At 57.4% G+C, this 14,586-nt stretch carries 13 protein-coding genes; 2 read left to right on the top strand and 11 right to left on the bottom strand.

What is annotated here, in order from left to right:
- Nucleotide 1: 1 nt before the first annotated feature.
- The 6 genes from ACE3PP_RS07005 to ACE3PP_RS06980 form a co-directional block, all read right to left on the bottom strand.
- Complete coding sequence (locus ACE3PP_RS07005) at nucleotides 2-1,285, bottom strand: NAD(P)/FAD-dependent oxidoreductase (RefSeq protein WP_374379671.1); 1,284 nt, start codon at nucleotides 1,283-1,285, stop codon at nucleotides 2-4.
- A 10-nt stretch (nucleotides 1,286-1,295) separates the two neighbouring features.
- Nucleotides 1,296-1,775 carry a DoxX family protein gene (locus tag ACE3PP_RS07000; RefSeq protein WP_374379668.1) on the bottom strand — a complete coding sequence of 160 codons (480 nt, stop codon included), beginning with the start codon at nucleotides 1,773-1,775 and terminating at the stop codon, nucleotides 1,296-1,298.
- Nucleotides 1,753-2,535: a hypothetical protein gene (locus tag ACE3PP_RS06995; protein WP_374379665.1), complete on the bottom strand. Its 783-nt coding sequence runs from the start codon at nucleotides 2,533-2,535 to the stop codon at nucleotides 1,753-1,755. The genes ACE3PP_RS07000 and ACE3PP_RS06995 overlap by 23 nt, the downstream gene beginning before the upstream one ends.
- A gap of 75 nt (nucleotides 2,536-2,610) precedes the next feature.
- Nucleotides 2,611-2,880 carry a DUF2282 domain-containing protein gene (locus ACE3PP_RS06990; protein ID WP_374379662.1) on the bottom strand — a complete coding sequence of 90 codons (270 nt, stop codon included), beginning with the start codon at nucleotides 2,878-2,880 and terminating at the stop codon, nucleotides 2,611-2,613.
- A gap of 181 nt (nucleotides 2,881-3,061) precedes the next feature.
- The gene (locus ACE3PP_RS06985; RefSeq protein WP_374379659.1) at nucleotides 3,062-4,159 is read right to left on the bottom strand and encodes a patatin-like phospholipase family protein; all 1,098 of its coding nucleotides are present in this window, start codon (nucleotides 4,157-4,159) and stop codon (nucleotides 3,062-3,064) included.
- Nucleotides 4,160-4,174: 15 nt separating this feature from the next.
- On the bottom strand, nucleotides 4,175-5,020 hold the full coding sequence (locus tag ACE3PP_RS06980; RefSeq protein ID WP_374379657.1) for a 3-hydroxybutyrate dehydrogenase: 846 nt from the start codon (nucleotides 5,018-5,020) through the stop codon (nucleotides 4,175-4,177).
- Between the two features lie 169 nt (nucleotides 5,021-5,189).
- Between ACE3PP_RS06980 and ACE3PP_RS06975 the strand changes: the two genes are divergently transcribed.
- Both ACE3PP_RS06975 and ACE3PP_RS06970 read left to right on the top strand, forming a co-directional pair.
- On the top strand, nucleotides 5,190-6,080 hold the full coding sequence (locus ACE3PP_RS06975; RefSeq protein ID WP_374379654.1) for a LysR family transcriptional regulator: 891 nt from the start codon (nucleotides 5,190-5,192) through the stop codon (nucleotides 6,078-6,080).
- Complete coding sequence (locus ACE3PP_RS06970; protein WP_374379651.1) at nucleotides 6,080-8,170, top strand: adenylate/guanylate cyclase domain-containing protein; 2,091 nt, start codon at nucleotides 6,080-6,082, stop codon at nucleotides 8,168-8,170. Before ACE3PP_RS06975 ends, ACE3PP_RS06970 begins: the two co-directional genes overlap by 1 nt.
- An 8-nt stretch (nucleotides 8,171-8,178) precedes the next feature.
- Here the strand turns inward: ACE3PP_RS06970 and ACE3PP_RS06965 are convergent, their stop codons facing one another.
- The 5 genes from ACE3PP_RS06965 to ACE3PP_RS06945 all read right to left on the bottom strand — a co-directional run bounded on the left by ACE3PP_RS06965 (nucleotide 8,179) and on the right by ACE3PP_RS06945 (nucleotide 14,584).
- Nucleotides 8,179-9,390, bottom strand: coding sequence for an MFS transporter (locus ACE3PP_RS06965; RefSeq protein ID WP_374379648.1), 1,212 nt, complete (start codon nucleotides 9,388-9,390; stop codon nucleotides 8,179-8,181).
- A 102-nt stretch (nucleotides 9,391-9,492) separates the two neighbouring features.
- The gene (locus tag ACE3PP_RS06960) at nucleotides 9,493-9,987 is read right to left on the bottom strand and encodes a cupin domain-containing protein (RefSeq protein WP_374379645.1); all 495 of its coding nucleotides are present in this window, start codon (nucleotides 9,985-9,987) and stop codon (nucleotides 9,493-9,495) included.
- Nucleotides 9,988-10,212: 225 nt separating this feature from the next.
- A complete protein-coding gene (locus tag ACE3PP_RS06955) occupies nucleotides 10,213-11,595 on the bottom strand; it encodes an FAD-binding oxidoreductase (protein ID WP_374379642.1) in 1,383 nt (460 codons plus the stop codon).
- Between the two features lie 84 nt (nucleotides 11,596-11,679).
- On the bottom strand, nucleotides 11,680-13,632 hold the full coding sequence (locus tag ACE3PP_RS06950; protein ID WP_374379639.1) for a heterodisulfide reductase-related iron-sulfur binding cluster: 1,953 nt from the start codon (nucleotides 13,630-13,632) through the stop codon (nucleotides 11,680-11,682).
- A gap of 1 nt (nucleotide 13,633) precedes the next feature.
- The gene (locus tag ACE3PP_RS06945) at nucleotides 13,634-14,584 is read right to left on the bottom strand and encodes an electron transfer flavoprotein subunit alpha/FixB family protein (RefSeq protein WP_374379637.1); all 951 of its coding nucleotides are present in this window, start codon (nucleotides 14,582-14,584) and stop codon (nucleotides 13,634-13,636) included.
- Nucleotides 14,585-14,586 lie beyond the last annotated feature (2 nt).

Raw genomic sequence — 14,586 nt, 5'->3', positions numbered from 1 at the left:
GTCAATCACCCGAGCTGCCAGGAGAAGTAATCAGCCTGGCGCCGCGTTCATAGGTCGCGTATGCCCAAAGCCATTGCAGTGCCACCTGCACACGACTACGCACGCCGATTAGAAAGATGACATGGACGATCCCCCAGAGAAACCAAGCTAGGCGGCCACGAAGCTGAAGCCGGCCAAAGTCGGCAACGGCCTTTTGACGTCCGATCGTCGCGAGCGACCCCAAATGCTTGTACCGGAATGCTGGCGGCGGCTCTTTGCCATTCACCCGCGCCAGCAAGACTTTGGCAACATACGCCCCCATTTGCTTCGCCGCTGGGGCGAGCCCAGGCACGGGCCTACCGTCGCTCATTACGCTGGCAGTGTCCCCAATGACGAAGATCTCCGGCGAGTTTGGCAGAGACAAATCAGCACCGACGATTGCACGTCCCGCTCTGTCTCTTTCACACCCCAGCCAACGGGCCGCAGGAGAAGCAGCGACTCCGGCCGCCCAGATCACCGAACGGCTGGGAATCTCAAGACTGCCCAAGCACACACCTTCGCTCGAACAATTCGTGACAGCCTGTCCCAGCAAGACTTCGACGCCAAGCTCAGTTAGTGCTGCGAAAGCCGCTCGCGACAGACTCTCGGGAAATGCCGCCAGCAGGCGCGATCCGGCTTCGACAAGCACGATCCTGGCCTGACTGGGGTCGATCTCACGGAAATCTTCGACCAAGGCTTGACGCGCCAACTCAGCTATCGCGCCCGCCAGCTCCACACCCGTTGGACCGCCACCGATTACGACAAACGTCAAAAGTGCTTTGCGCAACTCCTGATCCGACGTACTCTCCGCCTGCTCAAAGGCAAGCAATAACTGGCGTCGAATCTGTGTTGCGTCATCGATCTTCTTAAGACCTGGCGCCACAGCCTCCCAATCGTCATGACCGAAATAGCCATGCCGCGCACCGGTCGCGACGATGAGCTGATCGTAGCTGACCTCACTTTGGTCGACCATGACAAGTCGCCTCGTCCGATCTATTCCCTGCACGCGCCCCATCAGAACCGAGACGTTTTTCTGTTTGCGCAGAATGCTACGAATAGGCACCGCAATTTCGGCCGGCGAGAGCGCTGCTGTCGCCACCTGGTACAGCAACGGCTGGAAGAGGTGATAGTTCCGCCGATCAATCAAGGTGATCCGACAACGGGCCCTGGCCAACCCCTGCGCAGCCGTCAAACCCGCAAATCCTGCACCGAGAATGACCACATGCGGCAAGGCGTTCCCCTCGGCAACCGGGTTGGGCTCTTTCATGGTGCTCTGCCTATTTTGTTCCATGGTCAAAGATACGCTTCACCCAATGATCCAGCGAAACGACGCCAGGACCGCGCGTGAGCAGTAAAAGAAGAAATGTCATCCAGGATAGATGCTCAACCCAGCTTTGCGGATAGACGAAAGTCTGGATGACCAGCGTCATACCAATCATCGGCAGGCAAGCGATACGTGTCGCAAGCCCTACAATCAGCAAGACCGGTGTCGTCAGCTCGACTCCTGCGGCCATGGGCGCCGCAAATTCCGGCGGCAGGATTGGCACTTTGTATTCACTGGCGAAAAGTTGAAGAGTGAGGTCCCAATTGGCGAGCTTGCTTTGCCCGGCGCGCCAAAAGATCGTCGCCATGCTCACCCGCGCCATGAGCTGCAAAAGGCTAAGCGGCAGGCTTTCCAATCGGTCATAGAGGCGCCGCACCTTTCGCGTAAAGTTGGATGCATGCGAATATTCGTCAGTTTGCATCAGCATTGTCATAGGAGTCTCCTTTCGGGAGTTTGCTAACGTTTGTGTGCAAGATGACGTCGGCGATGGCGCCATCATCAATGAGAGCGGCGATACCGGCCAAACCATCGAAGGTCGGATCTTGAAGCCGTGCCAGTTTTGTTGCCGCGACAAAGCTATGGCCGCGCGCGAGCGCGCATTCGAACGCAAAACGGGAAGGTGTCAGCGTTTCACGGGACACAACACCGGCGGCACTCAACCGGTCGGGGGCCAGCCGAAGAAGGACGGGGCGTTCGGCTGGCGCGTTCGGTATCTCCGACCCGTTGGGAGTCCAGGCGTGAATCGGATATATCAAAGAAAGATACCGAAAGCTGGGCTGCAGACGCAGCATCAGATCGGGGTGACCGGCAATGAGATCAGCAGGCAGACAACAGGCACCGATGCTGGGTTCGCGGTCCTCCATCCCGGCCAAAAACAGTCCGAGATCAAGGCGCGCCAGATCGGGCAATGCTGGATAGATCCGCCCAACTTCCTCGCCAGCCAGGAAGGAAGCGAAGGCACGGGGATCTCGCGCTTCGGCACGCCCCTCCTGGCGATGAACCTGCCACAATTCAGCCAAGCGGTGGGGGCCGATTACATGTGCAACGTTTCGAAAAACAATCACAGCATCGACAGCACGCGGTAATGGTCGCGGCGCGCAGACATCGCCACGGATCGCAGCGACAATAGATGAAACATCGCCGTCCGAAGAACCGCGATGAACACAATGGCGAAACTGCAGGGAGCGAGACAATTCCGGCACCTAAAGCATAGTGGAACGACGGTGACGGGGATGCCTGAGTGGCATCCCCGCTGGCACTTCGAAGGATTACTTCGGCTCCAGGCTACCGCCGTTGATCTTGCTGCAGACACCCTTCGGAACGAACACCCAGGCGTCGCCCTGACCGCCGGCAGCGACCGAACCGGCGCAGGAATTGGTCGCAGTCTGGCAGTCGTTCTGGCCGCCGGCAGCAACGCCGAAGCACTTCTCGAATTCATAGGAGGGCGGCGTTGCCGGACCCGCATTGGCGGCGGCAACACTCATGAGGCTCATGGCCGCGGTCGCAGCGGCAAACAAGGTGGCATTGGTGATCTTCATCTTTGTCTCCTGATGACTGAAAGAGCGGCGAGACCACCTCGCCGTCATCAGAAGTATTTTCGAATTGGGAAAGAACCTTAAATGCCGCTTCATCACGGAAACGATGACAAGCAGGCATTGATCTGGCCAAAAGAACACCCGGCAGTTTGTCTGCCGGGTGCGCTGGACGATGTTCCACGTCTTACAAGTAGGTTTGTGCGATATCGACGCTGGATCTAACGCCAATGGCATCGAAATTCGTGCCCACCCAAGCTTCAGCATGGGACCGACCTGCTTCCTTCAAGTCGAGCAGGAAGTCCCAATCGGCGTTCAATTTTGAGAGAACACTCAATTTCTGCATCACCTGCTCGGCCGAGATCGAGTGGATGTGCAACCTTTTGAGATTTCTTGTTGCATCATCATGGTCCGCATGTTCCCCAATCAATTTGCTGACGAAATTGATGGCACGCATCTCGCGCATCAGTGATGAGTTGAAGCTGATTTCATTGATACGGTTGATAATTTCACTGGCAGTAACCGGAAGATCGTTTCTGGTCATCGGATTGATATGCACCACGACGATATCCGCGCTTTCGGTATTGTAAATGAGCGGAAAAATGGCCGGATTTCCCATATAACCACCATCCCAATAATGCTCACCGTCGATCTCGACCGCCTGGAACAGGAACGGCAGGCAGCCCGACGCCAGAACTGCCTCCGCTGAGACCTCGGTGCCATCAAACACTTTGACTTTTCCAGTCCGTACGTTTGTCGCCGACAAAAAGAGCTTGATTGGCTGAGGTCGGTTTCGGAAGGCGTTGAAATCGACCGATGCCAGCAGCACTTCGCGCAACGGATTCCAATTCATCGGGTTGAGCTGATATGGCGACATCACGCGCGACACAAAATCCAGCCACATGAAGGAAGGTGAGCTCTCAAGGGCTTGGTTGCCAGTAATTTTGTCCCACCATGTCGCCTGGAACGGTGAAAGACTCGCGGCGTGAGCAATCCGGCGCCAAAAATTGGCCAGCGCAACTTTGGCCCCAGCGCGACCGCCCTCCTGATAGCCATAGGCTAGAACCGTGGCGTTCATGGCGCCCGCAGATGTCGCGGATATTCCATCAAATTCAAGGCGTTCTTCTTCCAATAGGCGGTCCAAGACCCCCCAAGTGAAGGCACCGTGCGCACCCCCACCCTGCAATGCCAGATTGATCCGCCGTGTCGCGGTATCCTGGGAAGCCATGTTGCTGGCCACAGTCGCTTCGTCGGCCTGACGGATGGTCGAAGATAGGGTGTTCATCACGACATCTCCTTCTCAATGCGCCGTCCAGCCGCCATCGACGGACAGGCTGGCGCCGGTAATGGACCTTGCCGCGTCGCCGGCCAGGAATACGGCCAGGGCGCCAATCTCGCTCGCTTCTGCGAATTGCTTGTTCGGTTGCTGCGCCAGGAGGACATTGCGAATGACCTCCGTCCGATCGATATTGTGCGACATGGCCTGGGCGGTGATTTGCTTTTCGACCAGTGGTGTCCAGACATAGCCGGGACAAATGGCGTTTGCCGTGATCCCAAGTTCGGCTGTCTCAAGGGCGGTCACTTTTGTGAGTCCCAAGACGCCATGCTTGGCAGCGACATAGGCGACCTTGTAGGGAGATCCAACCAACCCGTGGGCCGACGCGATGTTGATAATCCGGCCAAAGCGGCGGCTCTTCATTCCCGGCAGTACGCTCTGGGTCGCATGGAAGGCAGATGACAGATTGATGGCCAGAATGGCGTCCCACTTCTCGGCTGGAAATTCATCAATTGAGGCAACGTGCTGGATCCCCGCATTGTTAACGAGGATGTCGACGCGGCCGAATCGCATTTCCGTCGTCGAAACCAGGTCAACAATTTCGGCCGGGCGGCTCATGTCGGCCCCATGAAAAGCGATCTCAACCTGATGGCTCGCTGACAGTCGTTGGGCCGTTGCCGTCAGTTCCTTGGTGTCGCCGAATCCATTCATGACGACGTGGGCGCCAGCTCCGGCAAGTTCCTGCAGGATTGCAAGGCCGATGCCGCTGGTCGAGCCCGTTACGATGGCGACACGGCCGGAAAGGGCCCGGTTTGCCACAAGCGAAGCATCGGCGCGGTGCCCCGCACCTTCGGGGGTGATGGTATTCATGGGATATTCCTCAGAATGGGATCGGGATGCGGCCAATCTGTCGGAAAGCGCGCTAGGCGGGAAATACCAGGTCCCTATGAATTCGATGCCGCATCAGCATCGCCCCTTCCATGCCCAAAGGGTATAGTTCCCAAGTGCCCAACAGCCACCTGGCAGGGGATTGCTCGCAATGGAAATGCACCAAATCCGCTACTTCCTGGCGGTCTGCACAACGCTGAATTTCACGCGCGCGGCGGAACACTGCAACGTCACCCAACCCGCTCTCACGCGCGCCGTCCAGAAACTGGAGGAAGAGTTGGGCGGGCTACTGTTCCGGCGCGAAAGGAAGCTGACACATCTCACGGACCTCGGAAATCTGGTCCGGCCCCAGCTTGAAGCGGTCCTTGCCCAAAGTGAGCAGGCAAAGACGACCGCCAAAGGTTTCCTGCACCTCAAGGACGCACCGCTCAAGCTCGGCGTGATGTGCACGATCGGCCCCATGCGATTCATCGGTTTTCTGTCGCGTTTCCGCGCCGACCATCCTGGTGTCGAAGTAAGCTTGATCGAGGGTGTCCCGGAAGAACTCACGGAGCTGCTGATGTCCGGCGCCCTGGACGTCGCGATCATGACGGCTCCGGAAAGTGAGAATGAGCGGCTGACCACCAGGTTGCTCTACGAGGAGCACTTTGCAGTCGCCTTTCCGCCCGGCCATCGATACGAGCAATTCGAGGCCGTACCTATCAAGGAGATCGGCGGCGAGTCTTATCTCGCTCGAGTCAATTGCGAATACTATGAGCGGCTCGACAATATCTTGACCGAACGCATGGTCATGCTGGAAGAGGTCTACCGATCGGAGCGGGAAGATTGGATCCAGACAATGGTCATGGCGGGCATGGGCATCTGTTTCATCCCTGAGTTTTCGCCCGTCCTCCCTGGCCTTTGCATTCGCCGTGTGGTCGACCCGGAAGTTACGCGCAAGGTTTATCTGATCAATGTTGCCGGCCGGCGGTTTTCTCCAGCGGTGCAAACATTCGTCAAAGCTATTGATCACCATAAATGGCCTGAGCAGTTGGGCGTGTGATGTCCAACGCGCACCCGCTCGGAACGACGCCAGCAAAGGGCCTGAGTGCACGTCTGGCTTTAGGGCTGCTCATGGCCGCGGGCTGCTTCCTGATAGCGGGATTGGTGCATTTCAATTGGCAACGGAGTGCGGACCGAAACGCAGCCGAACTTGTCACGCAGATCAATAGCCGCATCACCAGCTCGGTGACCCGCGACATCAAAAGCAAGATCGACAGTGCAGAATCGGCCCTGGCGTCGCTTCATACAGTATTCTTCCAAGATGTGATCCGGATCAACAATGAGGCCAAGCGAGAGTTCGTATTCCTGTCCCTATTGCAGAGCAATGCGGACCTCACTTGGGTCTCTTTCGCCTGGCCGGACGGCAGCTTTTTTGGTGCCCGGAAAGACGCCGACAACAATATCCGCATGATCGAGGTCAAGCGCGATACCGCTCAATCCGATAACTTTCGCATCGACAACTATCTCACGACAGACCATGACATCCTGTTTCAATCGCGATCGCAGACTCCCAGCAGTTTCGACGCGACCCAGCAGCCTTGGTACGATGCCGCTCAGTCGCGTGACGGCACTGTTTGGACAGAAAGTCGAGCATTCCCTACGGGCGATCATCCCGCAATCACCATTTCGCGCAAATTGACTCTCTATGGTCGCTATATTGGCGTACTGGCCGTCAGCATCGACTTGTCGCGTCTGGCGAGGTTCATTGATCGCCTGGAGATCACCCAGCGCGGTCAGGCCATCATCCTGGGACCGGATGGCCAGATTTTGGGTGAGCATGGCTGGGAGCCACTCAATGACGTGCATGACTCAGGGCGCCGCGCCATCGCGGCCGCCAGGGATGCTCAGCCAGAACATCTGACCAATATTGTCGCTCCCGTCAGCCTCATGGGACGGGACCCCCTGACCGAGCGTGACTACTACCTCAACATCTCTCGCCTGCCCTATCAGGGCTGGTCTCTGGTCATTGCCATTCCAACGACCGACATTTTGGGCGATATCCCGGCTGCCATCCGACGATTGTATGTGATCGTGGCCGTTCTGGCGGCCTTGGTCGCGACAGGAGCCTTCATCGCGGCTGATCGTCTCGTCACACGCCCCCTTGCCGGCATTGCCAAACAGCTGAAATTGATCGGCGGCTTCGATTTGCACGCAGTGAACTACGAGCATTCCTTTTTGCGGGAGTTCGACCAACTGTCGCGCAGCTTGGTGCAAATGAGTGCCGGCCTCGGCTCGTTCCAAAAATACCTCCCGGCTGATCTGGTGCGAACCCTCGTCAGCGAGGGGATCGAAGCGAAGCTTGGTGGTCAGCGCAGGCAATTGACTCTTCTCTTCAGCGATCTTGCCGGCTTCACCGGACTGACCGAATCTGACCCCGAGCGCATGGTGGCTTTCCTGGGCGCTCATCTCGACGATATGTCCCAAGCGATCCATGCGACGGGTGGGACGATCGACAAGTTCATCGGCGATTCGGTCATGGCCTTTTGGAATGCACCTGCCCCACACGAGACGCCGGAAGTGGCGGCTTGCCGCGCAGCTCTCGCTTGTCGGGACCGCTTCAACAGAATGCTGAAAGACAATGCCTGGGGTCTTGTGGCCACGCCCGGCCTCAGGATCGGCATCAACACGGGGCCAGCCCTTGTCGGCAATATTGGGTCACATGATCGCCTGAATTATACCGCTATAGGCGACACGGTGAACCTTGCGAGCCGACTTGAAGCGCTCAACAAGCAATATGGAACGGGGATCCTTGTCGGTGCCGACACCGTCGGAGTACTTGGCAATGCCTTCATCCTACGAAAGCTCGATCGCGTCGCGGTCTACGGACGTAAACAAGGCGTCGAGGTTTATGAGCTTGTGGCGGAAGCAAGTGAAGATAGCGCTGGTTTGGACTGGATTGGACTCTATGAGTCAGGTCTCGACGCGTACTTTGAACGCGATTGGCAGCGCGCAGAGGCTCTCTTTCACATGGCAGCAGACAGTCGGGGTGGTGATCGTCCGTCTGCAATCCTCGCGGAGCGATGCCGGGAATATCACCGGGCACCCCCGCCGGACTCTTGGGCTGGCATAGCCCTGGCGATGAGCAAATAGATCCCCGCCTATTCGCGTGCCAAAGCCATTTTGCTGGCGAGCATCATGCCCACCGCGACCGAAAAGCCAATTCCAACCACGCACGCGATCCAACCCAATGCACCGAACAGTTGGCCGAGAATGAAGCTGCCGGCGAGGCCGCCTAGGAAGTAACTGGCGAGATAGAGTCCTCCCGCCGCGCCGCGGTCGCTTGTAGCAGCACGGCCTACAAATCCCGTCGCGATCGCCTGAGAGAAAAAAGTGCCCGCGCCGACAAGGCAGAGGCCAACCAGCACCAGATTGAGCGTCGACGTAAGAAGCAGCGGAAGGCCGGACATGGCGACAGCGAGCCCCCCAAAGCATGAGAGACGCGTGCCAAAGCGCGCGACAGCGAAGCCAGCTAGGGGGGTTGTCAGCATCGACGGCACGAAGACGAAATAGACCAACCCCAGCTGCATCTGGTGGACACTGAAGGGCGGCTTTACCAAAACGAAGTTGACATAGGTGAAGGTTCCGATGAACGCAAACAGGATGAGGAACCCAAGCAAGAAGGTGGCCAGCAAGGGCGGATTCAATAGATGACCGCGCAATATCGCCGTAGCGCTGCGCTTGGCTTCGCTCATGGCCGGCATGGGTTGAGTACGTGTCAAGGCTTGATAGGCGATAGCCGCCCCCAGCAAATTCAAACCGGCGAAAATATAAAAGTTGCTCGCCAAGCCCAGATGATCCGCGATCGTCGCCGACATCAATCGGCCGAAGAGATTGCTGGCAACGTTGCCCGTCACATAGGCGGCAAGAGCGGCGGCGATCTCCTTGGGACCGGATTGCTCTGCGAGGTAGGCAAGTGTCAGGCTGAAGGCCGCGGACATGCAGAGGCCCTGAAGGACGCGCAGCAACGCGAACACGGGCAAATTGGGGGCAAAGGCCAGCAAGAAAGTGGGCATCGATAACGCCAGCAGACTCAAGACGACCCACTTTCGCCGATTGAGGTGGCGGCTGAAGAGAGCCACCAGCAACCCCGCAATGGCCATACCAAATGTACTGGCATTGACGGCGACGCCCATTGCCGCAGGGGTAACCTGATAGGCATCAGCAAGGGCGGGCAGGATTGCCTGCGTTGCGAACAGATCTACCAACGTGAGGAAGGCGATCAATCCGATGACCGTCAAGCCATAGATGCCGGACTTCCCTGACATGTCGCAGTCCATCGATGGCAATAACGTAACAGGCGACAGCTTCATCGCATTTCTCCAATAGAAAAGAAGACGCGTGACGCCGAGAGGGACGGTCGCGGCGTCACGCGTCTCATGCAGGCGGACGGGGGTACCTGCATGCCGGGGGATTTACATGTTCATGTCGGTCGCATCGTGCAGGATATCGACGGAAATCAGCACGGCCTTCTTCTTGCCGGTGTTTTCCCACCAATGAGACGTGACATGGGTTTCCGGCGCGACGTCGCCGGCCTTGTGCACGATCGGCACGGCGCAATTGCTGGCATGTTCGACCATGGTGCCGCTGACCACATAGATCATCGCCGGACGATCGCCATGTGCATGCCAGGGCACAATGCCGCCGGGCTGAACCTCGAGGCGACGCAGGCGGAACTGATGGTCGCCTAGCGCCACCATTTCTTTTGACAGATCCGTGTTGGCGAGCACCGTATCGGTCACGCCTTTGGGCTCCATGGGGCCGGGCTTGGTGACGTCAATGCCCATCTGACTGGCAGGGCAGGAACCTGCCTGGGCGGCACTTGCAGCCATCACCGAAATTCCGCCGGCGATGACCGCCATCGACATCTTGCGCCAGATACTCCGGCGGCTTCTCTCATTGGAAATCATGACTAATTCTCCATGTGACTCTTGATTGCCAGGCGCATCATGAGCCTTGGCGACATGGAGAGGATCGCGGATTGGTTGCCCGCTGGAAAATGCCAACTATCTATAGATCCGATAGAAGAAGGTATCGGCTCCGGATTCTGAAATTACCTTGAGTCAGCAAGAGCAGAAGGCGCTTCTCTGGTAGAGTCGGTTCACTCGCCTGCTGCTTCGGTTGCCCTCTTGCGATCAGGCCACAACTTTACTGGGATTAAGCAGCCGATCAGGATCGAGGCACTTTTTAATCTTTACCATCAACTGCAACTCTTCGACTGGCTTCAGCCGTTGCAGCTCATCAACACGGTACTGCCCCACACCGTGCTCCGCCGAGATCGACCCGTTAAATTTGGCCACAAGATCATGTACCGCGGCATTGATCTCTTTCGGATTACTGCCGGGACCGAGCAGGACATTGGTATGCAGATTCCCGTCCCCCAAATGGCCGAAGACATTCAAACGTGCGCTGGGAGCAATGGTGGCAAGAAGGTCTTCGGTCTCACGCAAAAACGCGGGCATTGCCGGAAGAGGTACGGAGACATCATGCTTTACGCTTGGTCCCTCGCAACCTTCCGCTTCACTGAGGCGTTCACGCATGGCCCACAGACCGGCGGCCTGCGAATCCGATTCCGCTATTACGCCATCAGACACCAATCCTCGGTCGAACCCCTGCTCCAACAACGCTTCTGCTGCCGGTCGCAATCCAGCCAGGGAGGAAGTGGCCTCAAGGAGGATCGTCCATCCGGCTGGAGCTATTGGCGGCACCAGACCGGAATGCTTGGTCATCAGACTCATGGCACTCGTCGATATAAGCTCGAATGCTGAAATCGCTTCGCCTATTTCAGTCATCGCCAAATCGAATAGCTTTATTGCTGCAGAGACATCGGGAACGCCCAGCAGGGCCGTCACCCGATGCCGGGCGTTTGGCATCAACCGCAGAACGGCAGCGGTCACCACGCCTAGCGTACCTTCCGAGCCAATGAAAAGCTGCTTCAGATCGTATCCGGCATTATCCTTCCGCAGGTGCCGGAGACCATTGATCACCGTACCGTCAGCCAGAACCACCTCAAGCCCCAGCGTCAAGCCCCGGGCCATCCCATAGCGGACTACATTCACGCCGCCAGCATTGGTGGATATGATCCCGCCTATTGTAGCGCTGCCCTCTGACGCCAGGCTGATCGGCAGAATGCGTCCGGTCTCGGCAACCGCTTCCTTCACCGTTTGAAGTACGGCGCCGGCTTCGACTTCTATGGTGAGGCCAACGGGGTCGAGCGAACGAATTTCTGCCATTCTCTGAAGGGATAGAACAACCTGCGTGCCCGTGGCATCCGGGGTGGCCCCCCCTGCCATGCCTGTGTTGCCGCCGTGGGGAACAATCGTTGCACCGGAATCATGACATGCTCGCAGGATCGCAGACACTTCCGACGTATTTCCAGGGCGAACCACGCAAGCCGGCCGCCCTTCAAACATTCGGCGCCAGTCACGCGTATATGGCTCGATGTCACGTGGCTCAACCAGTACTGCGGCTTCCCCCACAGCGGATTTCAATTTTTCAATCAAATCGGCCGTCTTCATGCGCGGATTCCAGTAGTGTCGGTGCAGCGACTAAATCGGCGGGCTCTGCCCATCAGCGGGTTACGAGCCAGCATGTCAGGCCTGTTAACTGGCTATCGTCGGACGCACCAAGTCGATCATGTCGCGCACGACGATCCGATCCCCGACACCCAGCGCCTGAACGGCGGCAGAATACATCACCGTGTCTTTCGGACAAGCGACTACGAACACGTTCGCGTCACCCAAGGCCAAAGCCTCTTTGATACGGCTTTCGCTTGGCCTTTCTACAGATTTGCTGTCGTCCAGCCAAATGCGCCCGCCACCCGCGCCGCAACAGAAGCTGTTCTCGCGGCACCGACCCATCTCGTGAAGCTTGAAGCCGGAGCGTCGAATAATCTCGCGAGGTGCGTCAAAGCCGTTGTTATAGCGGCCGAGATAGCATGGGTCATGATAGGTGACCACACCTCCATCCGATGCCGTCGGCGCCAATATCCCAGCCTGAAGCAGCTCCAAGAGAAGCTGTGTGTAGTGAACGACTTCATATTCTTTACCGAAGAGACGATACTCTTGGCGCAGAGCATTCAGGCTATGCGGGTCCGTCGTCATGATTCGCTTGAACGAACACCCGTCGATGGCTTCGATATTATGCCGGGCAAGTGTCTCGAACATGACTTCTTCGCCGACACGCCTGACATCGTTGCCGCTGTTTTGCTCCGTATCATATAGGATTCCGAAGTCGACACCGCACTCATGAAGCGTGCGTGCAACCTTGGTCGTTATCGGCAGTATGCGTGGATCGTATGAGGCGTAATCCCCCACGAACCACAAAATGTCGACGGGCTCTTTTCGCGCGTCCTTGATTGTAAAACCAAGATCTTTGGTCCATTTGGCGCGCTGACGGGCAGGTTTGCCGAGTGAATTGCCATTGCGCTGCAGGTTTGAGAGAGAATCCTGCAACAACGGCTCAACAGCGCCATCTTCAACCAGGCTGCGGCGCATCTCGATGATCTTCGTCATCGGCTCAATGCGGACTGGACAGGCTTCCATGCAGGCGCGACATGAAGTGCACGCCCAAAGCGTTTCCTGACTGATGACGCCGCCGATCAGCGGCACCTTTTCCGCCCCACCTTGTTCATTGGCAATCATGTGATCGCGGAGATCCATGATCACTTTCTTCGGACTCAGCGGCAGTCCTGCCGCATGAGCCGGGCAAGCTTCTTGGCATCTCCCACATTCCGTGCAGGAAACGAGATCGAGCTTATGTTTCCAATTGAATTGGTCGATATCGGAAATTCCCAAGCTGGAATCACCAGCAGCGAGCGGCGAAATGATACCCTTGGGCATCAGATTGCGAAGATAGATGTTGGGTATCGCCATGAACATATGGCGATGCTTCGAACCCGGGATATAGATCAAGAAGGTCAGGACCGCCCCGATATGCGCCCAATAAAAGATCTCCGCGCCGAACTCGGCCGCAGGCTGAGACAGTTGAAATGAGCCGAGCATGCCGGCGATAGCACTGCTGACTGGTCGCCAAGGCGACGCGTAGCCGACCGATGCAATATGAAAGGCGTTCTCTAGCAACATCGTCCCGACGACACAGCTGACCAAGCCATAGATCACCCAAGCGTCAGTCGCGTTCGATCCTTGGAATCTAGCTGGTTTCAGAACAGCCCTCTGATAAGCCGCCATGCTCAGAGCGACAACCACAAGGATGGCAAAGATATCTTGTCCAAGGGCGATCCAACTGTCTCCTCCGATGGGCGACAAGGAGAAACCCGGAATGAGGCCGGACCCGAAGCTCTGTATGATCGCCGTGAAAAGGACGATGAATCCACAGAACATCAGCGCATGAAGGGTGCCGGAGTATCTCTTGCGAAAGAGACGCCGATGCATGCCTACATCGACAACAACGCCTTCGATTCGTTCAAGCGGCTTGTCCAGCCGGTTCACTTTTGGCGCCCGAAAAACAGGTGCCAGCACACGATAGAATCTAAAACCGGAGATGGCGAGCGTCGCTGCCAGAAGACAGATGAGCGCGACTTGGCTAACGGGCACTTCAGCTTACTTTCTTGGAAATGGCTTCCTTGAAGGCGGGCAGGAAGTCGGCAATATCGACATTTGCACCTATATGTGCATGGTCGAAGATGGGGGCTTTGGCATCGGTGTTGATTGCAACGATGACGTCGGCGCTGCCCATGCCCTCGATATGTTCAGGCGCACCGGATACGCCCAACGCTAGGTAGAGCTTTGGCTTGACCTTGCGGCCGGATTTACCCACCTGCCGCTCCTTGGGCAGCCAGCCAGCGTCGATGATGGGGCGACTGCCGACGAGTTCTCCCGACAACAAACCCGCAACTTCGCGTGCTTCCTCGATGGAATCTTCATCGCCTATACCACGTCCGACACAAAGCAACCTTGCTGCTTTCGTAATATCGACGGCATTTGGATCCGGCTGGGTTGCCGAGACAAATTCGACATTTGCGGACGAAGTAATCGGCGGCAATTCGACGATGTCAGCGGATTGGTTCGGTGTTCCGTCAGCTTCTCTAAATGCGCCTGCGTTGACGAGCAGAATGGATGGAAGTGCAGCCTGTGCTGTCGATATCAGCTTGCCGCCATAGATCTGACTGTCCACCTCAACCCTTCCATCTGCGACCCGCACGGCCGTGCAATAGCTGAGGACGGGCAAATTCCGGCGCATCGCCACGACAGGCCCGAGATCGAGCCCCGATGTCGTGTAGCCGAGCAGGACCAAGTCCGGCTTGCTTTGGTCGATTGCCGCGTCGAGGTATGCGCCATGAATGGTTGGATTGTAGATTGGCCCAGCCCCCGGCCCCAGCAGAATCTTGTTTGCGCCAAGGTCTTTGACCGCGTTTGCATCCTGGCCAAAATAGGCCAGCTCGACCGTTCCATCGCTGCCGGCGAGTTGCTTGGCACCATTTGCCAGCTCGCGGGCAATCGCCGTCGGTTTGCCGTCGAGTAGATCGATGTATACGAGAACTTTCATGC

The sequence above is a fragment of the Dongia sp. genome, from assembly GCF_041910485.1.
Lineage (GTDB): Bacteria > Pseudomonadota > Alphaproteobacteria > Dongiales > Dongiaceae > Dongia.
The sequence above is the reverse complement of the archived record's forward strand: the minus strand, read 5'-3'. Positions and strand labels throughout refer to the sequence as shown.